We start from the raw sequence: 22792 nt of genomic DNA on the forward strand, positions 1-22792 counted from the left end.
GTCTACTCCGAACCGTGCCTTGGCTCGCAGCCCGCCGGGGCATAGCGTGGAGGCAGCCGTGCACGCTCCGAGCCGCCGGGAGGCCAGATGTCGATGCAGAAGATCACCGGGAGGCTGGCGGAGTTCGGCGCCTCCGACCTGGCCCGGGCAGGCGGCAAGGGCGCCAACCTCGGCGAGCTGGTTCGCCGGGACTTCCCGGTGCCGGAGGGCTTCGTGGTCACGACGGATGCCTACCGGGCGCTGCTGGCGGGCACACCGCTGGGCCGGCAGCTGGAACAGGCGCTGGAGGCCGGGGCGGACGGGGAGCGGATCCGCCGGCTGTTCGCCGCAACCGCCATGCCGGTCCCGGTCCGGGACCAGATCAAGGCCGGCTACGCGGAGCTGGGCGGCGGGCCGGTGGCGGTCCGTTCCAGCGCCACCGTCGAGGACCTGCCCGGTGCCGCCTTCGCCGGCCAGCAGGACACCTTCCTGAATATCGACGGCGAGGACGCGCTGCTGCGCGCCGTCGCGGACTGCTGGGCATCGCTGTGGACGGACCGGGCCATCGCCTACCGGAAGCGGCAGGGCGTCGGCGAGCACGGGCTCGCCCTCGCCGTCGTCGTGCAGCGGATGGTGCCGGCGGACGCCGCCGGCGTCATGTTCAGCGCCAATCCGGTCACCGGGGCACGGGACGAAACGGTGATCGACGCAGCTGCCGGACTGGGCGAGGCGGTGGTGTCCGGGTCCGTGACGCCGCAGCATTACGTGCTCGACGGCGCGGGGCGGCTGCGCGCGGCGCCGGACGGGCCGGCCCTGCTCCCGCCGGCCCAGCTGCGCACCCTGGCTGCGCTGGCCCGCCGCGCGCAGGAGCATTTCGGCCGGCCGCAGGATCTGGAGTGGGCCCGCGCCGGCGGGCGCCTCTACCTGCTCCAGGCGCGGCCGATGACGGCGCTGCCGCCGGCGCCGCTGCGGCTGCACCGGATCCAGCGGCTGGTCGGGCCGTTCCTGGCCGAGATGTTCCAGCAGCGGCCGTATCCGCTGGATGTCAGCGGCTGGCTGGAACATGGCATCGGAGCGATGCTGCGGCGGATGGCGGGCAGCGTGGGGGTGCGCTTCCCGCCCATGGCCCAGCTGCTGCCGGAGGAGGACGGCGTGGTGGTCCGGCTGGTGCTGCCGGTGCCGCGTCCGACGCTGCGGGTGCTGGGGGCGCCGGCGGCCGTGGCCCGCCGGGCGCGGCGGTACGACCCGGCCCGCTGGCGGCAGGACCCGCGCTTCGCCGCCTTCGAGGACGCGGTGCGCCGGCTGCGGAGCGCCGACGTCGCGGCCCTGTCCTGGTCCGGGCTGCTGGCCCAGGCCCAGGACTGTTTCGCGGCCATGGCCCTGATTTCCGGGCTGCGGGTGAGCTATCTGCCCGGCAGCTTCGTCCCGCAGCTGAAGCTGCGCCTGCTGTTGCTGCTGCTCGGGCTGCGGCGGCTGGCTCCGGCGTTGATTGCCGGGGCCGAAACCCGCACCAGCCAGGCCAACCGGGCGCTCGCGGAGCTGGCCGCGCTGGCCGGCCGCGATCCGGTGCTGCGCCGCGCCGTCGAATCCCTCGAGCCGGCAGAGCTGCTGCTGCGCCTCGAGGCCACACCCCGCTTTGCCGGTTTCAACGCCCGGTTCCGGGACTTCCTGGCCGAATACGGGCACCGTGAGACGGTCAGCGTGGTGCTCTCCAGCGCGCCGACCTGGTCCGATGCGCCCGAGGTGGTGCTGGGGCTGGTCAAGGCCCTGCTGCACGGTCCGCCGCCGGCGGAGGAGCAGACGGGCACGGCTCTGCGGCAGCTGGGCGCGCATCCGGCACTGCGCTGGGGCTGGCTGCGGCGGCAGGTGCTCGACGCCGCCGGCCGATCGAAGACCGGGATGGGCTTCCGCGAGGACACCCATTTCCATGCCACCGCGGTGCTGCCGCCGCTGCGCCACGCGTATCTGGAGATGGGCGCGCGGCTGCACGCGGCCGGGGTCCTGGACGCGCCCGGCGAGGTGTTCCACCTGAGGCTGGGGGAGCTGGCCGGGGTGCGCCCGGACGGCGTCGGGAGATTGCCCGCTGCCGAGGTGGAGCGGCTGCGGACGGCGGTGCGGGCGCGGGCCGTCCGGCGGCGGGAACTGGCGGGCGTGCCGCTGCTGGATATCGCCGCTCTGACGGCCGGGCAGGATGCGGCGCCGCACGCGCTGGTGGCCGGCCGGGGCGCCAGCCGCGGTACCGCGTCCGGGCCGGTGCGCGTGGTCCTCGGGCCGCAGGAATTCGGGCTGCTGCAGCCTGGGGAGGTGCTGGTCTGCCCGTACACCAACCCGTCCTGGACGCCCTTGTTCCAGCGTGCCGCCGCCGTCGTGGTGGATACCGGCGGGATCGGCTCGCATGCGGCCATCGTGGCGCGCGAGTACGGGATTCCGGCGGTGATGGGCACCGGGGGCGGGACCACACTGCTGACCGATGGCCAACGCATCATCGTCGATGGGACGCGCGGGCTGGTGTTCAAGGCCGGCGGCGAGCGGTAGGGGACCGGCGTTTGATTCGGGTCTCCACGCGGCGCTGGCGCGTCTTGGCCGGCCGCCGAAGGGCCTTGGGCCACGAAGCGTTTTTCGGCGCCGCACGGACAAGGCAGGCCCGTGGAAGGCATGAGGGCTTTGACTTATGTCAAGTAAATTGTTCTGATGAAAGGGCGGCCCGCCGGCTGGCCCTTGTCCCGGCGGACCGCCCGTGACCGTCAGGACCCGCCGGAGCTCCTGTCCTGACAGGTTGTGGCTGCCCGATCCCGCGATGGACGCGGCCGAGCCTTTGCGCGGTGAAGTTGCCGCCGCCTGTTTGCCGTGATGGCACTGTTTGCTCGGTGGTATGGTCGGGGCGGCATCGGCGCCCACCGGCAGGCGCCGCTTTGCTACGAACGGAGCTCCATGATGAAGGAGTATTGTGACGCTACGCGTTGGAATTATCGGTGCCGGGCCCAGCGGAATGGCGCAGCTGCGCGCCTTCGAATCCGCCCGCAAGCTTGGCGCGGAAATCCCCGAGATCATGTGTTTCGAGAAGCAGCCGGACTGGGGTGGCCAGTGGAACTACACCTGGCGCACCGGCCTGGACGAGTTCGGCGAGCCGGTCCACTCCAGCATGTACCGCCACCTGTGGTCCAACGGACCCAAGGAGTGCCTGGAGTTCGCGGACTACACCTTTGACGAGCATTTCGGTCAGCCGATCTCGTCCTTCCCGCCGCGCGCCGTACTGTTCGACTACATCCAGGCCCGGGTGGCAAAGAGCGACCTGCGCCGCTACGTGCGCTTCAACACCGCGGCGCGGTGGGTCGACTACAACGAACAGATGCAGGAATTCACCCTGACCGTCGAGGACCTGGCCACCCAGACCACCGAAACCCACGTCTTCGACAAGATCGTCGTGGCCACCGGCCACTTCTCCACCCCCAACGTACCGGCCTTTGAGGGCATCGAGACCTTCCCTGGCCCGGTCCGGCACGCTCACGATTTCCGCGGCGCGGAGAACCTCGCCGGCCAGGATCTGCTGCTCATCGGCAGCAGCTACTCCGCCGAGGACATTGGCATGCAGGCCCACAAGATGGGCGCCAAGTCCATCACGTTCAGCTACCGCACCGCTCCGATGGGCTTCGGCTGGCCGGAATCGGTCGAGGAGCGCCCGCTGGTCAGCCGCTTTGACGGCCGAACGGCGCACTTCGCGGACGGTACGAGCAAGGATTTCGACGCGGTCATCCTGTGCACCGGGTACAAGCACAAGTACCCGTTCCTGCCCGACACGCTGTCGCTGAAGTCCCGGAACGTGCTCTACCCGGGCAACCTCTACAAGGGCGTGGTCTGGCAGGGCAACACCAGCCTGTTCTACCTGGGTGCCCAGGACCAGTACTACACCTTCAATATGTTCGACGTGCAGGCCTGGTTTGCCCGGGACGTCATGCTCGGACGCACTGCGCTGCCCTCGTTCGAGGCGCGCGAAGCGGATGTCCGGGACTGGCTGCAGCGGTTCGCGGCCCTGTCGACCCACGACGACGAGGCGGACTTCCAGACCGCGTACCTGAAGGACCTGATGTCCCACACCGACTACCCCGCCTTCGACCTGGACGCCGTGGCGGTCCTGTTCAAGCAGTGGATGAAGGACAAGGAAGAGGACATCCTGGGCTACCGCGACCGGATCCACCGCTCCGTCATGACCGGCACGATGGCCGTCAACCACCACACCCGCTGGCTCAACGCGATGGACGACAGCCTGGAGCGTTATCTCCACGGCCCCTCCGAAGATGTTGATACCGGCACGCTCGCCATGCTCACCGAGGGCGAGCGGCAGGTTTCCGGCAGGTAGCAACAGTCCGGGTTTAACCGCCAACGACGGCGCGGGCCGGGGGGGCGCCTCCCCGGCCCGCGCCGTCGTCGTTGGCCCAAGTCGTTGGTCCAAGTGGACTGCCAGCAGTCCGTGGACCGCTAGTTGGCGCCGGCGAGCCAGAGGTCGGGGCCGAAGACCTCGTAGTGGATGTTGGTCGCGGGCACGCCCGCGTCGATGGCCTGGCTTCGGATGGACTTCATGAACGGCAGCGGGCCGCACACGTACACGCTCGCGTTGGCCGGCAGGTCCACATCCTGCAGCGACATGAACCCGGAGTTGTGGCCCTCGGCCGGTTCCTCCAGCCACAGCTGCAGGCCGGCGCCGTCGAGCCGGTCGATGTCGGCGGTCATCTGCTCGCGCAGTGCCCAGGCCTCCAGGCTCCGCTCGGCGTGCAGCACCATAACCTCGCGGTCCGAGCCATGGTTGGCCAGTGCGCGCAGCGCCGAGGCCGAGGGGGTGCAGCCGATGCCGGCGGTGGCGAAGACCAGCGGGCCGTCGCCGTCGTCCAGGGTGACATCGCCGTAGGGGTTGGACAGTTCCAGGACGTCGCCCACCTGCACGTCGCGGTGCAGCACGGGGGAGACCTCGCCGCCGTCGTCGAGCTTGGTCGTGAACACGCGGCGCGCGGCGGACTCGGCATCGGCCGAAAGCGAGTACTGGCGGCACTGGCGCAGCCCGTCCGGCAGGGTCACCTTGACGCTGACGAACTGGCCGGGCACGCCCGGGGTGGCCGGGGTGTCGTCGGCCGGCTCGAGCACGAAGGTGGCGCAGCCGGCGCCGGCGAAGGTCTTGGCCACGACCTTCCACGGGGTCCACATCTTGTCATTGGCCTGCCGGGCGTACAGGCCCTTTTCGATCTTGATCAGGGCCTCGGCCATCAGCCAGTAGACCTCGGTCCAGGCCTCGGCGATTTCGGCGGTGATCACGTCCGCGAGCTCTTCGGCGATGGCCTCGAAGAGGTACTTGTAGACGATCTGGTACTGGTCCTCGGTGATGCCCAGGGAGGTGTGCTTGTGGGCGATCCGGCTGAGCACCTGCTCCGGCACGGTGTCGGGGTTGGCGACCAAGTGGGAGGCGAAGGCGGCGATGGACCCGGCCAAGGCCTTCTGCTGCTCGCCGTTGCGCTGGTTGGCGCGGCTGAAGAGCCCGTCCAGCAGCTCCGGGTGGGCGGCGAACATCCGCCGGTAGAAGTTGGGGGTAATGCTCCCGAGCCGCTCGCCGACCAGCGGCAGGGTGGCTTCAATGATGGGACGGGATTTCTCCGAGAGCATCGTTACTCCTTGAGTGGAAGGGGTGCTTACGCGCTCAAAAGTAGCATTTGAAATACTGGTTTAAATCCATGTTTCTACGGCGTGTAGAAAACTTCCTTGAACTGGCGCGGTCAGGCCGGCCGGCGGGTGAGCAAGGTCACAAAAACCGGCTCCATTTGTGACTGATGCGGCAGAGAGGAGACGACGAGATCGTCCAGTTCGTGGTAGAAGGCCTCGCGGGCCCGGCGCAGTGCCCCGCGCAGCCCGCAGTGGTTGTTCATCGGGCAGTCGCCGTTGGGGCTTTCGCAGTCCACCAAGTCCTCGCGCCCGTCCAGTTCGCGCAGCAGCGCGCCCACGGTCACGGCCATGCCGGCCTGGCTGATCCGCACGCCGCCGGCGCGGCCGCGCACCGCCTCGACCAGGCCGAGGGAGCGCAGCTTCAACACGGCCTTGCTGACGTGGTTGTAGGGGGTGCCGACGCCGTCGGCGATGGCCTGGGTGGTGAACAGTTCGCCCTCGGGTGCTGCGCAGAGCAGCATCAGTGCCCGCAGGCACACATCGGAGAAGGCATTGATCCGCATCAGTCAATTTTACCCGTACCCCAAACTTGGGCGGGATAGATGCTGTTTTCGGGCTCCAAAACAGCATCTATCCCGCCCAAGTTGCACGGAAAGGGGGCTGGGGCGGCTACAGGCTGCGCAGGGCCTGGTCGATCGGGGTGTCACCGTTGTTGAACGCGATGAACCTGCCCACGGTTTCGGGCATGTCCAGCACCGCGGCGGCAACGCGGGCCACGTCCTGGCGGCTGACCCGGCCCGGCGCCAGGTCCTCGCCCACCTCGATCCGGCCGGTGCCCGGGTCCAGGGTCAGCGCGCTGGGGCCCAAAATGGTCCAGGACAGGAAGGTGCCCTCCAGGTAGCTGTCCGCGGCGGCCTTGGCCTCGGCATAGGCATGGAACGGGTCCTCCCGCGGCACGCCGTGGTCCAGCCGGGCGCCGAAATAGGAGATCATCACGTACCGGGACACCCCGGCCTCCTGTGCCGCGTCCATCGAGCGGATGGCCGCGTCCCGGTCCACCGCGTAGGTGCGTGCCGGATTGCCGCCGCCGGCGCCGGCGGACCAGATCAGGGCATCGTGCCCCTCGATCCGGGTGGCCAGCTCCTCGATGCCCAGCTGTTCGACGTCGGCAACCACCGGCGTCGCGCCCGTCCCGGCGACTTCCGCGGCATGCTCCGGGTTCCGGATCAGCGAGCTGACCTGGTGCCCCTGGCCGGACAGCAGGCGGGACAGGTGCAGGGCCACCTTGCCGTGGCCTCCGATGATGGCGATGCGGCTCATGCGTGGTCCCCGGTTTCTGGCCAGACGATCCGTTCCTGCGGATCGAGGAACGGGTCGGGATAGTTCCAGTGGCCGTCGTCGTCGTGGTTATAGGGCTGCACGGCGGAGATGGCGGTGCCGTCCGCGTGCTCGACCGACATCTGCACGGCGTCCGTGTCCGAATCGGGCAGGAAGACGTCGCTGATCACCGCGATGGCCCGGAAGCCGTCGCGTTCCTGCCGGAGCACCGCGTAGAGTTCGGCGATCATCGCGTCCACATCCACCTCACCCACTTCGGCGGACTCGTCGTCCAGATCGTCCGGGGTGACGGCGATCAGCCGCAGTTCGCCGTCGACCGTGGTGGCCAGCGCCACCGGCAGGAAGGCTCCGTGTTCCAGCAGCTGTTCCTGCGCCATGCCCAGCGCGGTGCCGAACAGCGTGTCGATGTCCTCCAGCGTGCGGGGGTCGACGCCGTCCCGCCAGGAGCCGCTCATGCCTGCTGCCTGACCAGGGCCAGGACCTGGTCGCGGATGCGTTCCATCACGGCCTGCTCCTTCGCTTCGCCGTTGTAGCGCAGGTAGGGTTCGGTGTTCGACGGGCGCAGGTTGAACCAGAAGGACCCGTCGGTGGCGGCCACGGTGGTGCCGTCCACGGTCTGGATCGACACGTCCTGGCCCAGGCAGGCATCCAGCACCCGCTCGATGGCGGCGTCCTTGTCCGCGACGGAGGAGTTGATCTCCCCGGAGGCGAAGTAGGGCTCGTATTCCGCGGCCAGCACCGACAGCGGCTCCTCCTGGCTGCCGAGCGCGGCGAGCACGTGCAGGGCTGCGAGCATCCCGGTATCGGCGTTGAAGAAGTCCCGGAAGTAGTAGTGCGCCGAGTGCTCCCCGCCGAAGACCGCCCCGGTTTGGGCCATCACGGCCTTGATGAACGAGTGCCCGACCCGGGTGGCCACCGGCACCCCGCCGGCGGCCGCGACCGCCTCGGGCACCGCCCGGGAGGTGATCACGTTGTGGATGACCGCCGGATGCTCCTCGCCGGCGGCCCGGACCCGGGCGATCTCGCGCACCGCCACCAGCGCGGTGATGGCGCTGGGCGAGACCGGGGCCCCGGCCTCGTCCACCACGAAGCAGCGGTCCGCGTCCCCGTCGAACGCCAGGCCCAGGTCCGCCCCGTGCGCCACCACCGCCGCCTGCAGGTCGCGAAGGTTCTCCGGCTCCAGCGGGTTGGCCGGATGGTTCGGGAACGTCCCGTCCAGCTCGAAGTACAGCGGCACGATGTCCAGCGGCAGCCCGTCCCCGAGCACCGCCGGGGCGGTCAGCCCGGCCATCCCATTGCCCGCATCGACCACCACCCTCAGCGGCCGGATCCCGGACAGGTCCACCAGGGCGCGCAGGTGCCCGGCATACCCGGCCAGCACATCGGCCTCGCCCGCGGTGCCCGGCACGATCCCCGCCGCGGCCGGATCCGGGATCCCGCCGGCCAGGTAGGCCGCCGCCGCGTCCCGGATCTCATACAGCCCGGTCTCGGCCGAGACCGGCACCGCGCCCGGACGGGCCAGCTTGATCCCGTTGTACTGCGCCGGGTTGTGGCTGGCGGTGAACACCGCCCCGGCCGCAGCCCGGATGCCGCACGCGTAGTACAGCTCGTCGGTCGAAATCCGCCCCAGCATCACCGGGTGCGCCCCGCGCGCGGCCGCCCCGGCCGCAAAGGCCCGCTCGAATTCCGGCGAGGACGGGCGCGCGTCCCCGCCCACCAGCACCTCGGCCCCGGCCAGGCCCAGCACATCCACGAACGCCGCCCCGGTCGCCTCCGCCGTCGCGGCCGTAATCGTCTCGCCGACAATGCCGCGCACGTCGTAGGCCTTGAAGGCCGTCTGGAAGGAATCGATGAGATTGGGGCTAGTCACCGCACCAGTCTATGCAGGGCTGGCCTGTGGACAAGCCGCCCCGCTGTCGGAGCCGGCTGGGATACTGGGGGAATGGCCGATTTCCAGGACACCGCCCTTCAGGACACCACCGACGCCCCGAGCACCGACAATCCACTGCGGGCGGAGGCCACGCAGATCCTCCGGCGACTGGTCGGCAATGACGCGGCGCAGTTCCATCCGGGCCAGTTCGAGGCCATCGAGGCGCTAGTGGCCGGCGGCCGTAGGGCGCTGGTGGTGCAGCGGACCGGCTGGGGCAAGTCCGCCGTGTACTTTGTCGCCAGCCTGCTGCTGCGGGCCCGCGGCGCCGGCCCTACCCTGATCGTCTCGCCGCTGCTGGCGCTGATGCGGGACCAGGTGGCCGCCGCCGAGCGCGCGGGGGTGCGGGCCGCGGCGATCAATTCGGCCAACCAGCTGGAGTGGGACGAGGTGTCCGGGCAGCTGGCGGCCGATGCCGTGGACGTGCTGCTGGTCTCCCCGGAGCGGCTGAACAATCCGCGTTTCCGCGACGAGCAGCTGCCCGAGCTGGTGCGGCGCTCGGGACTGCTGGTGGTGGACGAGGCGCACTGCATCTCGGACTGGGGGCATGACTTCCGTCCGGACTACCGGCGGATCCGGGACCTGATCGGGCAGCTGCCGGAGAGCGTGCCGGTGCTGGCCACCACTGCCACGGCCAACTCCCGGGTGGTGCATGACATCGAGGAGCAGCTCGCCGGGCGGGCTGACGCGGGCGACGGCGGCGGGCCGGCGGGGCAGGGCGTGCTCACCATCCGCGGCCCGCTGGCGCGCGAGTCGCTGCGGCTGGGCGTGCTGCGGCTGCCCAGCCCGCGGGCCCGGCTCGGCTGGCTGCTGACCCATCTGGCCGAACTGCCCGGCAGCGGCATCATCTACACGCTGACCGTCTCGGCGGCCGAGGATACCGCGCGGCTGCTGCGCGAGGCCGGACACGCGGTGCTGGCCTACACCGGACGCACCGACCCGGCGGACCGGGAGCAGGCGGAGGCCGCGCTGAAGGAGAACCGGGTCAAGGCGCTGGTGGCCACCAGCGCGCTGGGGATGGGCTTCGACAAGCCGGACCTGGGCTTCGTGGTCCATCTGGGCGCGCCCAGCTCGCCGGTGGCGTACTACCAGCAGGTGGGCCGGGCCGGGCGCGGAACGCCCAATGCGGACGTGCTGCTGCTGCCGGGTACCGAGGATCGGGAGATCTGGGAGTACTTCGCCACCGCCTCGATGCCGGACGAGGCGGTGGCGCTGGCCGTGCTGCGCGAACTGCCGGCTCCGGGCACGGTGCTGTCCGCCGCAGCGCTGGAAACCCGGGTCAACCTCAGGCGTTCCCCGCTGGAACTGCTGCTGAAGGTGCTCTCGGTGGACGGCGCGGTGCGCCGGGTGGGCGGCGGCTGGGAAGGCACCGGCATGCCGTGGACGTACGACGGCGAACGCTACGGGCGGATCGCCCGCGCCCGGGTGGCCGAGCAGAACGCGATGCTGGACTACGAGAACACCGCCGGCTGCCGGATGGAGTTCCTGGCCCGCGAACTGGATGACCCCGCGGCGGCCCCCTGCGGGCGCTGCGACAACTGCGCCGGCGCCTGGTACCCGCAGGCCGTGGCCGAGGAGGCCACCCGCAGCGCCGACGCATCGCTGCACCGGGCCGGGGTGGAACTCGAACCGCGGGCCATGTGGCCCTCGGGCATGGACCGGCTGGGCATCGCGGTCAAGGGCAAAATCGCCGCGGGCGAGGCGCTGTCCGCCGGCCGGGCGCTGGCCCGGCTCACGGACCTGGGCTGGGGCGGGCGGCTGCGGGAGATTTTTTCGGCGACTGCGCCGGATGCGCCGCTGGACGCGGCCACGCTGCAGGCCTGCGTGCAGGTGCTGGCACAGTGGGGCTGGACCGAGCGGCCGGTGGCGGTGGTCAGCGTGCCCTCGCGCAGCCGGCCGCAGCTGGTGGAGTCGCTGGCCCGGGGCCTGTCCGGGATCGGCCGGCTGCCCTACCTGGGCGCCCTGGCCCCGGTCAACGGCGGACCGACGGGCGGTCCCGGCGGCAACAGCGCGTTCCGGCTGGCCGGGGTCTGGGACCGGTTCGCGGTGCCCGACGGCGGCGCGGCATGGTTCGCGCAGCACCCCGGACCGGTGCTGCTGGTGGACGACCTGGCCGACAGCCGGTGGACGCTGACCGTGGCAGGCCGGGCGCTGCGAACCGCGGGGGCCACGGCGGTGCTGCCCTTCGCGCTGGCGCTGAAGGCCTGAACAGCGGTCCGCTTTTCCTCAGCCGGGGCGGTCGTAGTGGGTGATGATGCTGCGCCCGGGGCCGGCGCCGCTGGCCACGGTGCTGACCCGCACGCCGTAGAGCGCGCTCAGGGCCGGTGCGGTGAGCAGCTGCTGCGCCGGCCCGGCCTGCACCCCGTCCGGGCCCATCAGCAGCACCGTGTCGGCCAGGAACAGGGCGTGGTCCGGATGGTGCGTGCTCAGCAGCAGCGTCAGCCCGTCCGAGGCCAGTTCGGCGAGCAGGGCCAGCACCCGGGCCTGGTTCTTCAGGTCCAGCCCGGTGGCCGGTTCGTCCAGCACCAGGACGGGGGCATCGGCGGCGATCGCCCGGGCAATCAGGACCAGCTGCTGTTCGCCGCCGCTGAGCGTGGGGAACGGCCGGGCCTGCAGTCCGGCCACCCCTACCCGCTCCATGGCCTGCAGCGCGGCCGCCCGGTCCGCGGCCGAGGGCGAACGGAACAGGCCCACCTGCCGCGCCCGGCCCATCAGCACCATGTCCAGGGCCGGGTAGGCAAACGTGCCGCCGCGGGCCTGGGGCACAAAGCCGACGGGACCGGCCCCGTGCACGGCACCTTCGACCGGGGTGAGCAGGCCGGCCGCGCAGCGTACCAGCGTGGTCTTGCCGCTGCCGTTGGGGCCCAGTACCGCGGTGGCGGTGCCCGCGGCCAGCACGCAGCTCACGCCGCGGAAGACCCAGTCCCGGCGCGGATAGTGGAAGCCGATGCCCGCCAGCTCAAGCACTGTCCCAGATCCGATCCCGGTTGCGGCGCAGCAGCAGGAAGAACACCGGGGCGCCGATCAGCGCGGTGAGCACGCCCAGCGGGATTTCCCCCGCTGTCAGGGTGCGCGCCACCGTGTCCACCGCGATGAGGTAGGCGCCGCCGAGCAGGAAGGAGACCGGCAGCAGCACCCGGTGGTCCGGCCCCACCCACATGCGCGCCAGGTGCGGGATGACCAGGCCCACCCAGGCCACCGCGCCGCTGACGGCGACGGCCCCGGCCACAATGAGCGCGACGGAGGCCAGCACCACCCAGCGCAGCGGCCGGGGCCGCACGCCCAGCGCCGCGGCGTCGTCGTCGCCCAGCGACAGCACGTTGAGGCGCCAGCGCAGGGCCAGCAGCACCGCGGTGCCGGCCAGGACGGGGAGGGCGGCCACCAGCACCTTGGCCGAGGTGGCCGCCGCCACGCTGCCCAGCAGCCAGAACACGATGGCCGGCAGGGTGGTGAACGGATCGGCCAGGTAGACCACCAGCGAGACCAGTGCGGAGAAGAAGGACCCGATGACCACTCCGCCGAGCACCACCATGAGCATGGGGGCGCCGCCCCGGCCGGAGGTGACGAGGAAGAGCAGCCCCAGGGCCAGCAGGCCGAAGCTGAAGGCACCGGTCACCAGCAGCACCGGGCCCAGTCCCAGCAGCAGGGCCAGCGCCCCGCCGAAGGAAGCGCCGGCGGAGACGCCGATGATCTCCGGGCTGACCAGCGGATTGCGGAACAGGGCCTGCAGGGCCGCCCCGCAGAGTGACAGTCCGCCGCCGACCAGCACCGCCAGCAGGACCCGGGGCAGGCGTACCAGGAGCACGATGTTCTGCTCGGTGCCGCTGACGGCAGGGTCCGCCGGGAGCAGCCCGGCGAGCAGGATCCGGGCCACATGCCCCACCGGGACGCCGTAGCGGCCCACGGCCAGGGCCAGCAGCCCGACGCACAGCAGCAGCAGGGCGGCGGCGGCGACCGGGCCGGCCACCCGCACCCGGGCGGCTGCGGTCCCGGCCGTCGGGCCCGACACCCGGGCCGTGGCCGGGACCACCGGGTCAGGCGGCACCGAACTGACCGTAGTTGGCCGAGGCGGCGTTGGCGTCCTGCTGCAGGATCCGGTCGATTTCCGCGTCGGTGGTCCGGTGGGCGTAGAGGAAGTCGAAGTAGTCCGCGACCGTGGCGCGCAGCCCGGACCGGTCCTGCCGCGGGAAGGCGATGTCCGTGAGCCAGTGCCACATCAGCGCCGACTCCTGGCTCGGCGGATCCCAGCGGTAGCCACCCAGCGGCACCTTGTAGACCCGGCGCGAGCGCACCGCCGACACCTGCTGGTACACCGGATCGGCGTAGAGGTCCGCCGGCACGGCGTCGTCGAAGTTGCCCAGCAGGATCACCTCGGGATCCCAGGCCAGCACCTGTTCCGCCTCGGTGCCCACCATCCCGGAGCCGGCCACACCCCGGTCCCCGGTGGCCGGATTGCTGCCCCCGACCAGCTTGATGTAGAAGTCGTTATAGGTGTTGTGCCCGGCCACCTTCAGGCCCTGCTTGAAGCGGTTGAAGTACAGGATGCTCGGGCCGGTGCGGCCGGCGGCCAGGGCCTTGATCCGGCGCAGCTCCGCGTCGCTGCGCGCCTTCATTTCGACGGCGCGTCCGGGCTTGCCCAGCATCGCGGCGAAGAGCGCGGTCCAGGCATCGACGTCCTCCTGCCGGCCGTTGTTCGTCAGGCTCAGCACCGTCAGCCCGGCGTTCTGCAGAGGCTCGGTCAGCGCGGATTCGTCCCACTGCACCACGACGTCCGGGTCCAGCGCCCGCACGCTCTCCACGTTCGGCGTGAAGTCCTCGGTCGCCACCTCGTGCGGGACCCGGAGCGCTGCGGGGAACATCTGGCCCATGATGCCGTCCTTCATGGCGGTCCAGGAGGCATGGTGCATGCCCGCGAGGTGCTCCGCGCTGCGGTCCACGGCCACCAGCAGCGAGGCGGCGGGCATCGGGATGGTCACTACCCGCGCCGCGGGCCGGTCCAGCTGCAGGGTGCGGCCCTGCTGGTCCGTCAGGGTGATGCCGCCGCTGGCCGCCGGTGCGGCGGTGCGGGTGCCGCCGCAGGCGGCCAGCGCGGCGGCGCCGGCGGTGGCCAGCAGGCCGCCGAGCAGCCTCCGGCGCGTTGGATCCTGATGCTCCATTCGCGTTCCTCCTGCGCTGGACCGGACCGGGCCGGCATGGGCGAGCTGCAACAGAATGCCCCCAGCTTCCGCCCGATGCCCGGACCTGTCAACGCATACCGGAGCAGGCTTTTCCTTGTCGGCCTGGGGGCGCGGTGCTATGGTCGGGACAAAATTCCCCGCGGAACGAGGCCGGCCATGGTTTCCGACGCTGCCAACGGCGCCCAGTTGTTTGTCCGCTACGCCTATCCGCCCAATGCCCGCGGCAGCTGCGGGCCGCCGGACAGCGACGCGCTGCTGCACTACGGGCAGTCCGGCGTCACCGACCCGGGGCTGCGCGAGCTGGCCAAGGGCTTCGCCGGCGCCTGGCCGTACCTGGAGCTCATCGCCGGCTCCACCGGGATCCCGGATCCGCTGGACCACCGGGTGGTCGAGGCGTACTGGGTCGGCAATGCCCTGCTCGACGCGGTGGGGGTGCGCCACCTCGGCGATTCCATGGAGGAGCGGTTCCGGGCCCGCACCGGCTGGCAGTTTCCGCACCTGATCGAGGGCGTGCTGGCCGGGGGAGTGCCCCACCACAGTTTCCACGTGTTCGAGATCTACCCGTGGACGGGCCTGCTCGGCGACGACCGCCGGCATGCCACGGCGCTGAACGTGCTGGACCGCTGCCGGATCCGCTGGGGCGAGGTGCTGGCGCTCGCCGGCGACGAGGCCGTGGTGCGCTCCCGCCCGCTGGCCTGGGACGGCAGCGCGCTGTCGCTGGGGCCGGCCGTGGTGGAGACGGCCCGGTATGCGGTGGATGGGACCGGTTTCGTGGCGGACCTGTCGGTGGGGGACGTGGTGTCGCTGCACTGGGACTGGGTGTGCGACCGGCTCGCCCCCTACCAGCTGCGGCAGCTGCAGCACTTCACCGCCAGGCACCTGAAGATCGCCAATACCGGCGTCGAGCACCGCGGCACCGCCATCGCCCTCGAAAAGTGAGCCGCCCGCCCAGACCCCCGCGACGGCGGCTCCGTTTTCATGGTGCTTGAACAGCACCGCCTAACCAGCACGGCCTCGTGCCGGACGGAGGGGCAGCCGGTTCCGCTGCCCCGGCTGCTTCGCTGGCCCTCGGACGGTACAGGAAGCCCTCTCGAACATCCGCAAGCACGTCCCCGGCGCCCACGTCGACGTCGAACTCCGTTGGGGGACCAGGACCGTCGACCTCTGGCTGATCGATCCCGGCGCCCCCGGCCCGGGGGAAAGCCGGACCGGGGGGCACCGGGATCGGCCTCCTCGGGCCGAACGGGCCGGCCTCGCCGGCGGCTCATTCGAGGCAGGCGCCCACGACGGCGGCTTCCGGGTCCACCTGTCCATCCCGCTCGACGGCGAAGGATACCGTACGCCGGCGCAGCCATCTGGTGTGCCCGCACCCCAGCCCGCCAATTGAGGAGCGCCGTTGTCCTGCGGTGCGCCGGGCTCGTCACGGCCATCGCGACCGGCAGCGCCGGCCTGCTCGCGCTGCTCTACGCCATCTCCTATGCCGGTTCGGTCCTGCCGGCACTGACCTCCGGCCAGCTCAGCCGCAGCGTCAGCCTCCTGACCATCACCATCGGCTACGCCGTCCTCGCCGGCGTGGCCTGCATCATCGCCCTCGCCCGCGCTGCTGCTCCCGGCCGCCGGCAGCGCTGAAAAACGGGGCGGCGCCGGGCTGCGGCCGCCCGCCGCACCACGCGACGGCCTCCCACCGCATTGGGACCAAACACACCCTAGGGTGCCTGGGGTGCGGCTTCGCCGTTGTCCTCCGGAGGCTTGAGCGCGGTGGCATCCCGGGGTTCCGAGGTTCCGGTGGGCCGGTCGGACGGGGCTTCGTGGGTTCCGGTGTCCTCACGCCCTGCCTCCTTACCCTCCTGCTTGATCACGTCTTCCCCGCGCCGCGTGGTGCTCTCACCCACTCCCGCAGGCGGCGCTTCCGCGTCGGCCGGTGTTTCGCCGGATCCGGGCTGGGCCGGTTCCCCGGCCGGCGGCTCACTGCCCCAGGCACGTGAGGTGCCCTCGGCCGGCTCATCCCGGCCGGTGGTCCGGCCCTCGTAAGGCGGGACGGCGCTGCCCGCCGTGTCCGTCTCGCCACCAGGTCCGGGATTGGTGCCCTTGTTGTAATCGCTGCCCAGCCGGTCGCCCTTCGGCGCGTTTGACGGGTCGGTCGGTTTGGACGCATCTGCCGGAGACATGGCGCCCTCCTTACTGGTCGTTGACTTGGTGGTGGTCGGGCCGGCTCTGGTCCGGCCCACGGTCCGGGTCCCGTGGCCGCCCCATCAGTTCCAGGCCGTCCATGGCCTGCCCGGCGCCGGCGGCATCCACGCGCTCCAGGGCGAATCCCATATGGATTAGGACCCAGCTGCCGGGCTCCGGCGGACCGTCGTCGAGCAGGCCGATGTTGATCCTGCGGTGCACGCCGGCAACATCCACCAGCGCGAGCTGGCCGCCGTAGCCGTCGACCAGGCCGATCACCTGGCCGGGAATCCCCAGGCACATGGCCCTGCCTCCTTCATCCGGCCGGTACCTGCCCGGCCAGCAGCTGTTTGACGGTCTGCATGGCCTGCGGAACGGCCGCCGCGACCGGGTCGGACAGGCCGATTCCTTCGGCCAGGTCGGCCGGCACGCAGCCGACGACGTAGGTGCGGGGCAGGTTCCCGCCGAGTGACCGCAGCCGGCCCAGGACCGCCGCCGGGTCCATGCCGTGCGGGTCCAGCGCGGCGGCCGGGTCCAGGTCGCCACGGCGCACCTGCAGGACCCGGAGGCTGCCCGGCGCGGCGCCCTCGGCCGGCACGGTGTCCACCAGCAGCAGGACATCCACCGGCTTGAGCAGGTCGTAGGCCAGATGCATCCCCCGGATGCCGTAGTCCACCACGCGGACCGCGGCACCTCCGGCAGGCACCCCGGCAGGGTCGGCGGCCAGCCGGCGCGCCACCTCCGGGCCGAAACCGTCGTCGCGCAGGAACATGTTGCCCACGCCGGCGACCAGGATACGGGCGGCCGGCGGGACGCGGCCGGCCACCGGGCCGGCACCGGCCAGGGACGTGCGGCGTCGGGCCATGGCCCCTACATGCTCCGGATCTTGAGGTAGCGCTGGATGTCCGGCAGCGAGCGGAGCCCGATGTAGACGGCGGCCAGGCCGGCGGCGATGAGCACCGCGGTGGTGATGGTTCCGACGACTTTCATGATGTGTCCTTTCCCTGCCCGGTAGCGGATCCGGCACTGTCCTGCGCGCCGGACTGCGGACGGTCCAGCGGTTCCAGTTCCTCGGGGGCGTAGTAGAACGACCGGCCGTAGCCTTCGTGCAGGTCCGCCGCGGGATCCCGTTCGAGCACCAGCCCCACGTGGGTGCTGCCGTCGACGTCGAAATGCACGCTGGTGACCCGGGCCGTTTGCCCGGCGAAGAACAGGTCCTGGGCGTCGGCGCGCCGCCGGGGATGGACCCGGACCCGGCTGCCGCGCGACACCGGCACACCGTCGATGACGACGGCGTCGGTATCCGGCCGCACGCTGGCATCCGCCTCCGGATGCCACCACGGCCTGCCGCCGCCGGGGTCCGGTCCGGCACCGGACCCGGCCCGCGGGTCGCGCAGCACGCCGTGCAGCTGCTGCAGTTCCTCGGCTGACAAGGCCTCGCACCGCTCGATCACCGCCGCGGCGCGCGGATCCGTGGCCCGGGCCTCGGCCTTCTCCTCGTCGGTCAGGGTCAGGACCCGCAGGGTGAGGATTTCGTCGATCTCCGTGGCGTCGTAGAGGGCCACCGGACTTTCCGGGGCGACGGCGGGGTGGTCATAGAGGATGATGGGCGAGACCAGCAGGACGTCGCTTTGGCCCTCCGGGCCGGCCAGCACCGGCCAGCAGCGGTGCTGGGCGCAGGCGCGGGCGACCTCCGCGGCCGCCTCCGGCGGCTCCAGCAGGGACAGGAAGTCCCCGTCCCGGAGGCCGAGCAGCAGATGGGTGCCGATGAACGAGGCGGCGATGGCGTCCGTCCGCCCGCCGGCGGTGGCCGCGCCGGTATTCGTGGCGGCGACCCGCAGCCGCAGCAGCGGTCCGGCCGGGCCCGTACCGGCGGCGGTGGCATGCAGCCGGACTTCACCGGAGAGGGCCCGGCGCCGGCGCACCAGCCGTCCGGCCACCGTCCCGCCGGGACCGGCCAAAAGTTCGGTGTCCCTGCCGCCGGGAACCGCCACCGGCACACTCAGCCCCTGCCGTTCCGGATCCTGCAGGTCCGCCAGCGGAAACGGACCCAGCACGATCTCCTGCTCGACGGCCTCGTCCCAGCTCAGCCAGTGCGAGGGACCGACCGTGAGCTCATCGACCGGCTCGAAGCCGCCGCCGCGGGCCTGTTCCACGGTCCGTGTCTGCAGCTGCAGGAAGCGCAGGTGCACTTCCACGCCGGCCCCGGGGCCGGCCGCGAGCAGGCAGTCGGCGGACATCCGGGCGTCCTCCCCGGTGCCGGCTGCGGCCGCCCCGGGCGGGCCGAGGATGCCGAACTGCCAGCGGGCCTGGTTCTTCACTGCCGAGGCCCGGTAGGGGTAGAGCAGGTACCCCTCGTAGAGGACCGCGTCCGCGACGGCCCGGGCGAGCAGCAGGTTCGTCTTCACGGCTGGATCCCGCCGGCCGGGGCGGTTCCGGTGGGGGCCGCGGCTGCGGCCTGCAGCAATTCTTCGACGGCGGCCTCCCAGGAGGTGTGGCCGCGGACCGACCTGTAGCGGGCCAGGGCGGCCAGTACCTCCCGGTCCAGCCGGAGCCAGCCGGCGTTGGGGAAGGTTAGGTCCATCAGCCGGCGCCAGACGGCCACCGGGAGCTGGTAGGACGCGGCCAGGTTCCACGGCACCTGTTCGACGCCGAATCCCTGCCGGCCCCGGGTGAACACGGTGCCGGAGAACAGCAGTTCCAGCGGGATGGCGCCGTCCCGGAGCGCATTGAGATACTTGGCGGCGGCCACGTCGAAGTCGAAGGTGCAGGGCAGCGGCAGGTCCGTCTCGGTGGCCGAGCTGAAGCCCTGCACCATGGTGCTGCATTGGAGCCAGAGGAAGGACTTGAGCGTCTCGGGCCAGCGGCGGCGCCCGCCGAAAAGGTCCAGCAGCCCGTCTTCCTCCGCCGGCGCATAGCCGCGGCGCTGCGGCAGGATGCGGACCTGGCAGCGCAGGGCGATGGCATGGACCGCGGTGCCGGTGGACTCGGTGATCCGCAGCCGGGCGGTCAGCTGCGGTGCCGCCGCGTAGGGCTCGGGCTGGATGTCCAGGACGCTGAAGGCCAGTTCCGTCATCGGACCGTCCCTTCGGCCGACTCGCCGCGGCGTGCCGAAACCGGCCTGCTGCGGCTGCCGATCTGCTCGAAGAACGCGGCCAGTGCCGTGCGCGCTTGGCCGCCGCCGTCGAACCCGTGCCAGACGCGCCGCAGCTGCCCCACCAGTTCGTAGCACGCGTCCACCGGCACCAGGTAGCACAGGGCCTGCGGAAGACCGGGGCCCGGGCCCCGGATAAGCAGGGCTTCGGTGTCGTCCGCGGCCAGGGACAGCCCGGGGTTGCGGGCCAGCACGGCGTCCCAGGCGGCCAGCGGCAGTTCGGATTCCGTCGCCCCGGCGGGTCCCGGGTAGAAGGCCACGCTGCGGTTGAGCGTGGAACTGCGGAAGAAGAACGCCAGGCCTACCGGAATCTCCAGCTCATCCCACTGTCCCGGTCCCAGTTCGAAGTCGGGGAAGGACAGATAGCGCTCCGGCACGGACCGGTAGCGCAGCTGCGCGGTGCTGTCGGTGAACAGCAGGTAGCACGGCCGGCAGGTGCACAGGATGGCCCGGCTTTGCAGGTCCACGACGTGCTGGTGCGGATCGGCGATGGCGGTGCCGCACATTTCGCAGCGTTCACCGGCGGCCGCTGCCGGTTTGGCAGCCGCGATGCGGCGCAGCAGCGCGATCGGCATGCTGCCGGGGTGGCCTGTCTGTCCTGGAGGCTGGTTCATCCGCGCCGCTGCCTCCTTATCCTCGGGATCCCGCCGCGGCCGGAACGGCCACGGACATCACGCCGCCGCGGACCAGCAGCGGCAGCGGGTCCAGGTGCATGTTCCGGTCCTCCAGGCAGACGCCTGCCTGCCGCACATCGAAGTGGCTGCGGCAGGTGGGGCAGCGCAGCAGCCCGCCGCCGGCCGGTGCCGCCAGTGCGCGCTGCAGCGTGGCCCCGGCCAGGGAGTGCGTGCAGCGCGGGCAATAATCCCGGTAGGCATACACATCCGGCCCGATCCGGCAGGCCAGCAGGGGGTAGCTGCCGATCAGGAACCCCGCAGCCTCCCCGGATTCCAGCCCGGCAAATTCGGGCACCGGTTCCCAGACGGCGCCGGCCTGCGCCGGCACGCCGCCCCCGGCCTGCCCGGGCGGCCTACCTTCCGGGCCGCCGGTTTGCTGGTTGACCCGGACCAGCAGCGCCTCGACCGGAATCACCGCCTGTGCGGCAGGCACATCCTCCTCCACCACTTCGATGCCGGTCACCTCGGGGGCCGCGGCTTCGATCGCGTCCTGCACGGCGAGCCGGAGGGTCACCGGGGAGGAGGGGCACCCGTGGCAGGTGCCCAGCAGCCGCAGCCGGACCACGCCTTCGGCGCTGATGTCCAGCAATTCGACATTGCCGCCATGCGAGCCCAGGTAGGGCCGGACGCTGTCCAGCGCCGCGGCCACCCGGGTTTCCACATCCTGCGGATGCAGGCCGTGGATCAGCAGGAGCCCGGAGACCAGGTCATCGGCCACCAGCGCCTGCCGGATCCCGCTGCCGGCGGCCCCGCTGCCGTCGAGGATGTCCAGGATCCGCTGCAGGCCGGCACCATAGAGGTCGGTCACCTGGCGCACCAGTTCCTCGGCGCGCTCGCGGGCCACCGGCCCGCCTGCCCCGAGCGCATCGAGGAGGGTGCTGATCCTCTCCCCGGCCGGGCCAAGCCGGTCCTCGCCGTGCACGGGCTACTCGCCGGTCAGGGACTGGGTCGGGGAGTGCAGCTTCTCCAGCGTCCGGCCGTTGCCCAGGTACATGTGGACGCCGCAGGGCAGGCAGGGATCGAAGCTGCGCACCGTGCGCATGATGTCGATGCCCTTGAAGTTCTCGCGGTCATTCTCCTCAAAGATCGGCTGTCCCTGGACGGCATCTTCGTAGGGACCGGAGACACCGTTGGAATCGGTGGGGCTGGCATTCCACGGGGTCGGCGGGTACGGGTGGTAGTTGGCGATCTTGCCGTCGCGGATCACCATATGGTGGGACAGGACCCCGCGGACGGCTTCGGTGAAGCCGCAGCTGGCCGCCTCGTCCGGCACCTCGAAGGTTTCCCAGGTCTTGGTCCGGCCGGCCCGGATCTCCTCCAGCGCCCGTTCGGCGAAATGTAGCGCGGCGGCTGCCGCGTAAGCCTGGAAGTAGGTCCGCGCCCGGTTGCGCTCAAGCGTGTTGCTCCACTGCGGGATCTTCCACTCGAAGCTGACCGGGCCCTTCAGGGCCGTCTTGGGCAGGTTGATCTGCACGCTGTGCCCGGTGGCCTTCAGGTAGCCGATGTCCACCAGGCCGGCCAGCGCGGTGGCCCAGAGCCGGGCCAGCGGGCCGCCGCCGGTGTCCAGCGCGAGGTTGCTTTCGCCGTCGAACCAGCGGGGGGACATGACCCAGCTGTACTTGTCCGCGAGGTCGCGTTTCTGCGGCTTCGGGTTGGTGTGCTGGTTCCAGGGGTGGCGCCGGTCCACCGGGTTGCCCAGCGGGTCGGTGGTGACGAACATTTCCTGGTCCGCCCAGTCCTCGTAGTAGGAGGAACCGAGCAGGATCCGGATGCCCAGGTTGATCCGCACCAAATCCGTGGTGACCAGCTTGCCGTCCACGACGACGCCGGGGGTGACGAACATTTTCCGGCCCCACTCGGTCATGTCCTTGTAGTCGAAGTTGCAGAAGTCCGGGTCCTGGAAGGAACCCCAGCAGCCCAGCAGCGTCCGCCGCAGCCCGACCTGCTCGTACCCCGGCAGCGCCTCGTAGAAGAAATCGAACAGGTCGTCGTGCATCGGCACGACCTTCTTCATGAACTCCACGTAGCGCATCAGCCGGGTGAGGTAGTCGGTCATCAGCTGGATGGTGGCCACGGTCCCCACGCCGCCGGGATAGAGGGTGGACGGATGCACATGGCGTCCCTCCATCAGGCAGAACATCTCCCGGGTGAGCCGGCTGACCTGCAGCGCCTCGCGGTAGAACTCGCCGGTGAACGGGTTCAGCGAGCGCATGATGTCGGCAATCGTGCGGTAGCCGTGCTCCGCTTCGTGCGGGGCACGGGTGTTCTCGGCCCGGGCCAGCACCGACGGGTTGGTCTCGGACACCATTTTCTCGCAGTAGTCCACGCCGACCAGGTTCTCCTGGAAGATGTTGTGGTCGAACATGTACTCCGCCGCTTCGCCCAGGTTCACGATCCATTCGCCCAGGTGCGGCGGCTTCACCCCGTAGGCCATGTTCTGGGCGTAGCACGAGCAGGTCGCGTGGTTGTCACCGCAGATGCCGCAGATGCGGCTGGTGATGAAATGGGCGTCCCGCGGGTCCTTGCCCTTCATGAAGAGCGAGTAGCCGCGGAAGATCGACGAGGTGCTGCGGCATTCGACGACCTGCCGGTTGGCGAAGTCGATCTTGGTATAGATGCCCAGACTGCCGACGATCCGGGTGATGGGGTCCCACGCCATCTCCACCAGGTCGTTGGGGGCGCTGCCCTGGTTTTCCTGGGACGGCATCGTTGAGGTCATCTGCTTGCC

General features: G+C 71.3%; 22 protein-coding genes. 5 read left to right on the forward strand and 17 right to left on the reverse strand.

The genetic code is table 11. The annotated features are described in order from the left end of the window. Positions 1 to 87 precede the first annotated feature (87 nt). Complete coding sequence (locus LVY72_RS13245; RefSeq protein WP_237821591.1) at positions 88 to 2514, forward strand: PEP/pyruvate-binding domain-containing protein; 2427 nt, start codon at positions 88 to 90, stop codon at positions 2512 to 2514. A gap of 412 nt (positions 2515 to 2926) precedes the next feature. Next, complete coding sequence (locus LVY72_RS13250; protein WP_237821593.1) at positions 2927 to 4336, forward strand: trimethylamine monooxygenase; 1410 nt, start codon at positions 2927 to 2929, stop codon at positions 4334 to 4336. 119 nt (positions 4337 to 4455) lie between these two features. Here LVY72_RS13250 and LVY72_RS13255 read toward each other — a convergent pair whose 3' ends face one another. From LVY72_RS13255 to LVY72_RS13275, 5 genes are all read right to left on the reverse strand, one after another. Continuing rightward, positions 4456 to 5628, reverse strand: a complete 1173-nt coding sequence (locus LVY72_RS13255; protein WP_237821595.1) for a globin domain-containing protein — start codon at positions 5626 to 5628, stop codon at positions 4456 to 4458. A gap of 110 nt (positions 5629 to 5738) precedes the next feature. Continuing rightward, the gene (locus LVY72_RS13260) at positions 5739 to 6188 is read right to left on the reverse strand and encodes an RrF2 family transcriptional regulator (protein ID WP_237821597.1); all 450 of its coding nucleotides are present in this window, start codon (positions 6186 to 6188) and stop codon (positions 5739 to 5741) included. 106 nt (positions 6189 to 6294) lie between these two features. Further along, entirely contained in the window at positions 6295 to 6945 is a 651-nt protein-coding gene (locus LVY72_RS13265; protein WP_237821599.1) for an SDR family oxidoreductase, read from the reverse strand. Beyond that, a complete protein-coding gene (locus LVY72_RS13270; RefSeq protein WP_237821601.1) occupies positions 6942 to 7418 on the reverse strand; it encodes a hypothetical protein in 477 nt (158 codons plus the stop codon). Before LVY72_RS13270 ends, LVY72_RS13265 begins: the two co-directional genes overlap by 4 nt. Next, complete coding sequence (locus LVY72_RS13275) at positions 7415 to 8833, reverse strand: phosphomannomutase/phosphoglucomutase (RefSeq protein ID WP_237821603.1); 1419 nt, start codon at positions 8831 to 8833, stop codon at positions 7415 to 7417. Before LVY72_RS13275 ends, LVY72_RS13270 begins: the two co-directional genes overlap by 4 nt. Positions 8834 to 8905: 72 nt before the next feature. Here LVY72_RS13275 and LVY72_RS13280 point away from each other — a divergent pair, with 72 nt between their 5' ends. Continuing rightward, the gene (locus tag LVY72_RS13280; RefSeq protein ID WP_237821605.1) at positions 8906 to 11098 is read left to right on the forward strand and encodes a RecQ family ATP-dependent DNA helicase; all 2193 of its coding nucleotides are present in this window, start codon (positions 8906 to 8908) and stop codon (positions 11096 to 11098) included. Between the two features lie 18 nt (positions 11099 to 11116). On the opposite strand, the gene LVY72_RS13285 is transcribed toward LVY72_RS13280, so the two are convergent. From LVY72_RS13285 to LVY72_RS13295, 3 genes are read right to left on the reverse strand one after another with little or no spacing between them, the layout of a single operon-like run. Continuing rightward, positions 11117 to 11857: an ABC transporter ATP-binding protein gene (locus LVY72_RS13285; protein ID WP_237821607.1), complete on the reverse strand. Its 741-nt coding sequence runs from the start codon at positions 11855 to 11857 to the stop codon at positions 11117 to 11119. Next, complete coding sequence (locus LVY72_RS13290) at positions 11850 to 12935, reverse strand: FecCD family ABC transporter permease (protein ID WP_237821609.1); 1086 nt, start codon at positions 12933 to 12935, stop codon at positions 11850 to 11852. Before LVY72_RS13290 ends, LVY72_RS13285 begins: the two co-directional genes overlap by 8 nt. Beyond that, positions 12925 to 14046 (reverse strand): ABC transporter substrate-binding protein, encoded by a 1122-nt coding sequence (locus LVY72_RS13295; protein ID WP_237821611.1) that lies wholly within the window; start codon positions 14044 to 14046, stop codon positions 12925 to 12927. Before LVY72_RS13295 ends, LVY72_RS13290 begins: the two co-directional genes overlap by 11 nt. Before the next feature lie 177 nt (positions 14047 to 14223). Between LVY72_RS13295 and LVY72_RS13300 the strand changes: the two genes are divergently transcribed. Both LVY72_RS13300 and LVY72_RS13305 read left to right on the forward strand, forming a co-directional pair. Beyond that, a complete protein-coding gene (locus LVY72_RS13300) occupies positions 14224 to 15006 on the forward strand; it encodes a DUF6390 family protein (protein ID WP_237821613.1) in 783 nt (260 codons plus the stop codon). Positions 15007 to 15450: 444 nt separating this feature from the next. Further along, on the forward strand, positions 15451 to 15696 hold the full coding sequence (locus tag LVY72_RS13305; protein WP_237821615.1) for a hypothetical protein: 246 nt from the start codon (positions 15451 to 15453) through the stop codon (positions 15694 to 15696). 77 nt (positions 15697 to 15773) lie between these two features. Here the strand turns inward: LVY72_RS13305 and LVY72_RS13310 are convergent, their stop codons facing one another. Genes LVY72_RS13310 through LVY72_RS13345 form a run of 9 tightly spaced genes read right to left on the reverse strand, consistent with a single transcriptional unit; the run spans position 15774 to position 22783 of the window. Further along, positions 15774 to 16235, reverse strand: coding sequence for a hypothetical protein (locus LVY72_RS13310; protein WP_237821617.1), 462 nt, complete (start codon positions 16233 to 16235; stop codon positions 15774 to 15776). A 10-nt stretch (positions 16236 to 16245) separates the two neighbouring features. Further along, on the reverse strand, positions 16246 to 16539 hold the full coding sequence (locus tag LVY72_RS13315) for a HypC/HybG/HupF family hydrogenase formation chaperone (RefSeq protein ID WP_237821619.1): 294 nt from the start codon (positions 16537 to 16539) through the stop codon (positions 16246 to 16248). Between the two features lie 13 nt (positions 16540 to 16552). Further along, on the reverse strand, positions 16553 to 17101 hold the full coding sequence (locus LVY72_RS13320; protein ID WP_237821622.1) for a hydrogenase maturation protease: 549 nt from the start codon (positions 17099 to 17101) through the stop codon (positions 16553 to 16555). A gap of 5 nt (positions 17102 to 17106) precedes the next feature. Further along, the gene (locus LVY72_RS24905) at positions 17107 to 17226 is read right to left on the reverse strand and encodes a DUF6893 family small protein (RefSeq protein ID WP_372463709.1); all 120 of its coding nucleotides are present in this window, start codon (positions 17224 to 17226) and stop codon (positions 17107 to 17109) included. Further along, complete coding sequence (locus tag LVY72_RS13325) at positions 17223 to 18644, reverse strand: hypothetical protein (RefSeq protein WP_237821624.1); 1422 nt, start codon at positions 18642 to 18644, stop codon at positions 17223 to 17225. Before LVY72_RS13325 ends, LVY72_RS24905 begins: the two co-directional genes overlap by 4 nt. Continuing rightward, positions 18641 to 19312 (reverse strand): DUF6084 family protein, encoded by a 672-nt coding sequence (locus LVY72_RS13330; protein ID WP_237821626.1) that lies wholly within the window; start codon positions 19310 to 19312, stop codon positions 18641 to 18643. The genes LVY72_RS13325 and LVY72_RS13330 overlap by 4 nt, the downstream gene beginning before the upstream one ends. Next, positions 19309 to 20004 (reverse strand): DUF5947 family protein, encoded by a 696-nt coding sequence (locus LVY72_RS13335; protein ID WP_237821629.1) that lies wholly within the window; start codon positions 20002 to 20004, stop codon positions 19309 to 19311. The genes LVY72_RS13330 and LVY72_RS13335 overlap by 4 nt, the downstream gene beginning before the upstream one ends. Positions 20005 to 20020: 16 nt before the next feature. After that, positions 20021 to 20986 carry a NifU-related iron-sulfur-binding protein gene (locus tag LVY72_RS13340; protein ID WP_237821631.1) on the reverse strand — a complete coding sequence of 322 codons (966 nt, stop codon included), beginning with the start codon at positions 20984 to 20986 and terminating at the stop codon, positions 20021 to 20023. Positions 20987 to 20989: 3 nt separating this feature from the next. Continuing rightward, positions 20990 to 22783 carry a nickel-dependent hydrogenase large subunit gene (locus LVY72_RS13345; protein ID WP_237821633.1) on the reverse strand — a complete coding sequence of 598 codons (1794 nt, stop codon included), beginning with the start codon at positions 22781 to 22783 and terminating at the stop codon, positions 20990 to 20992. Positions 22784 to 22792: the final 9 nt, after the last annotated feature.

It is taken from the genome of Arthrobacter hankyongi, assembly GCF_022012395.1.
Lineage (GTDB): Bacteria > Actinomycetota > Actinomycetes > Actinomycetales > Micrococcaceae > Crystallibacter > Crystallibacter hankyongi.

Coding starts and splice junctions, on each gene's coding strand:
- LVY72_RS13330 (WP_237821626.1), bottom strand. CDS start 19,312: ATGACGGAACTGGCCTTCAGCGTCCTGGACATCCAGCCCGAGCCCTAC.
- LVY72_RS13260 (WP_237821597.1), bottom strand. CDS start 6,188: ATGCGGATCAATGCCTTCTCCGATGTGTGCCTGCGGGCACTGATGCTG.
- LVY72_RS24905 (WP_372463709.1), bottom strand. CDS start 17,226: ATGAAAGTCGTCGGAACCATCACCACCGCGGTGCTCATCGCCGCCGGC.
- LVY72_RS13280 (WP_237821605.1), top strand. CDS start 8,906: ATGGCCGATTTCCAGGACACCGCCCTTCAGGACACCACCGACGCCCCG.
- LVY72_RS13265 (WP_237821599.1), bottom strand. CDS start 6,945: ATGAGCCGCATCGCCATCATCGGAGGCCACGGCAAGGTGGCCCTGCAC.
- LVY72_RS13295 (WP_237821611.1), bottom strand. CDS start 14,046: ATGGAGCATCAGGATCCAACGCGCCGGAGGCTGCTCGGCGGCCTGCTG.
- LVY72_RS13335 (WP_237821629.1), bottom strand. CDS start 20,004: ATGAACCAGCCTCCAGGACAGACAGGCCACCCCGGCAGCATGCCGATC.
- LVY72_RS13320 (WP_237821622.1), bottom strand. CDS start 17,101: ATGGCCCGACGCCGCACGTCCCTGGCCGGTGCCGGCCCGGTGGCCGGC.
- LVY72_RS13270 (WP_237821601.1), bottom strand. CDS start 7,418: ATGAGCGGCTCCTGGCGGGACGGCGTCGACCCCCGCACGCTGGAGGAC.
- LVY72_RS13315 (WP_237821619.1), bottom strand. CDS start 16,539: ATGTGCCTGGGGATTCCCGGCCAGGTGATCGGCCTGGTCGACGGCTAC.
- LVY72_RS13310 (WP_237821617.1), bottom strand. CDS start 16,235: ATGTCTCCGGCAGATGCGTCCAAACCGACCGACCCGTCAAACGCGCCG.
- LVY72_RS13255 (WP_237821595.1), bottom strand. CDS start 5,628: ATGCTCTCGGAGAAATCCCGTCCCATCATTGAAGCCACCCTGCCGCTG.
- LVY72_RS13245 (WP_237821591.1), top strand. CDS start 88: ATGTCGATGCAGAAGATCACCGGGAGGCTGGCGGAGTTCGGCGCCTCC.
- LVY72_RS13300 (WP_237821613.1), top strand. CDS start 14,224: ATGGTTTCCGACGCTGCCAACGGCGCCCAGTTGTTTGTCCGCTACGCC.
- LVY72_RS13345 (WP_237821633.1), bottom strand. CDS start 22,783: ATGACCTCAACGATGCCGTCCCAGGAAAACCAGGGCAGCGCCCCCAAC.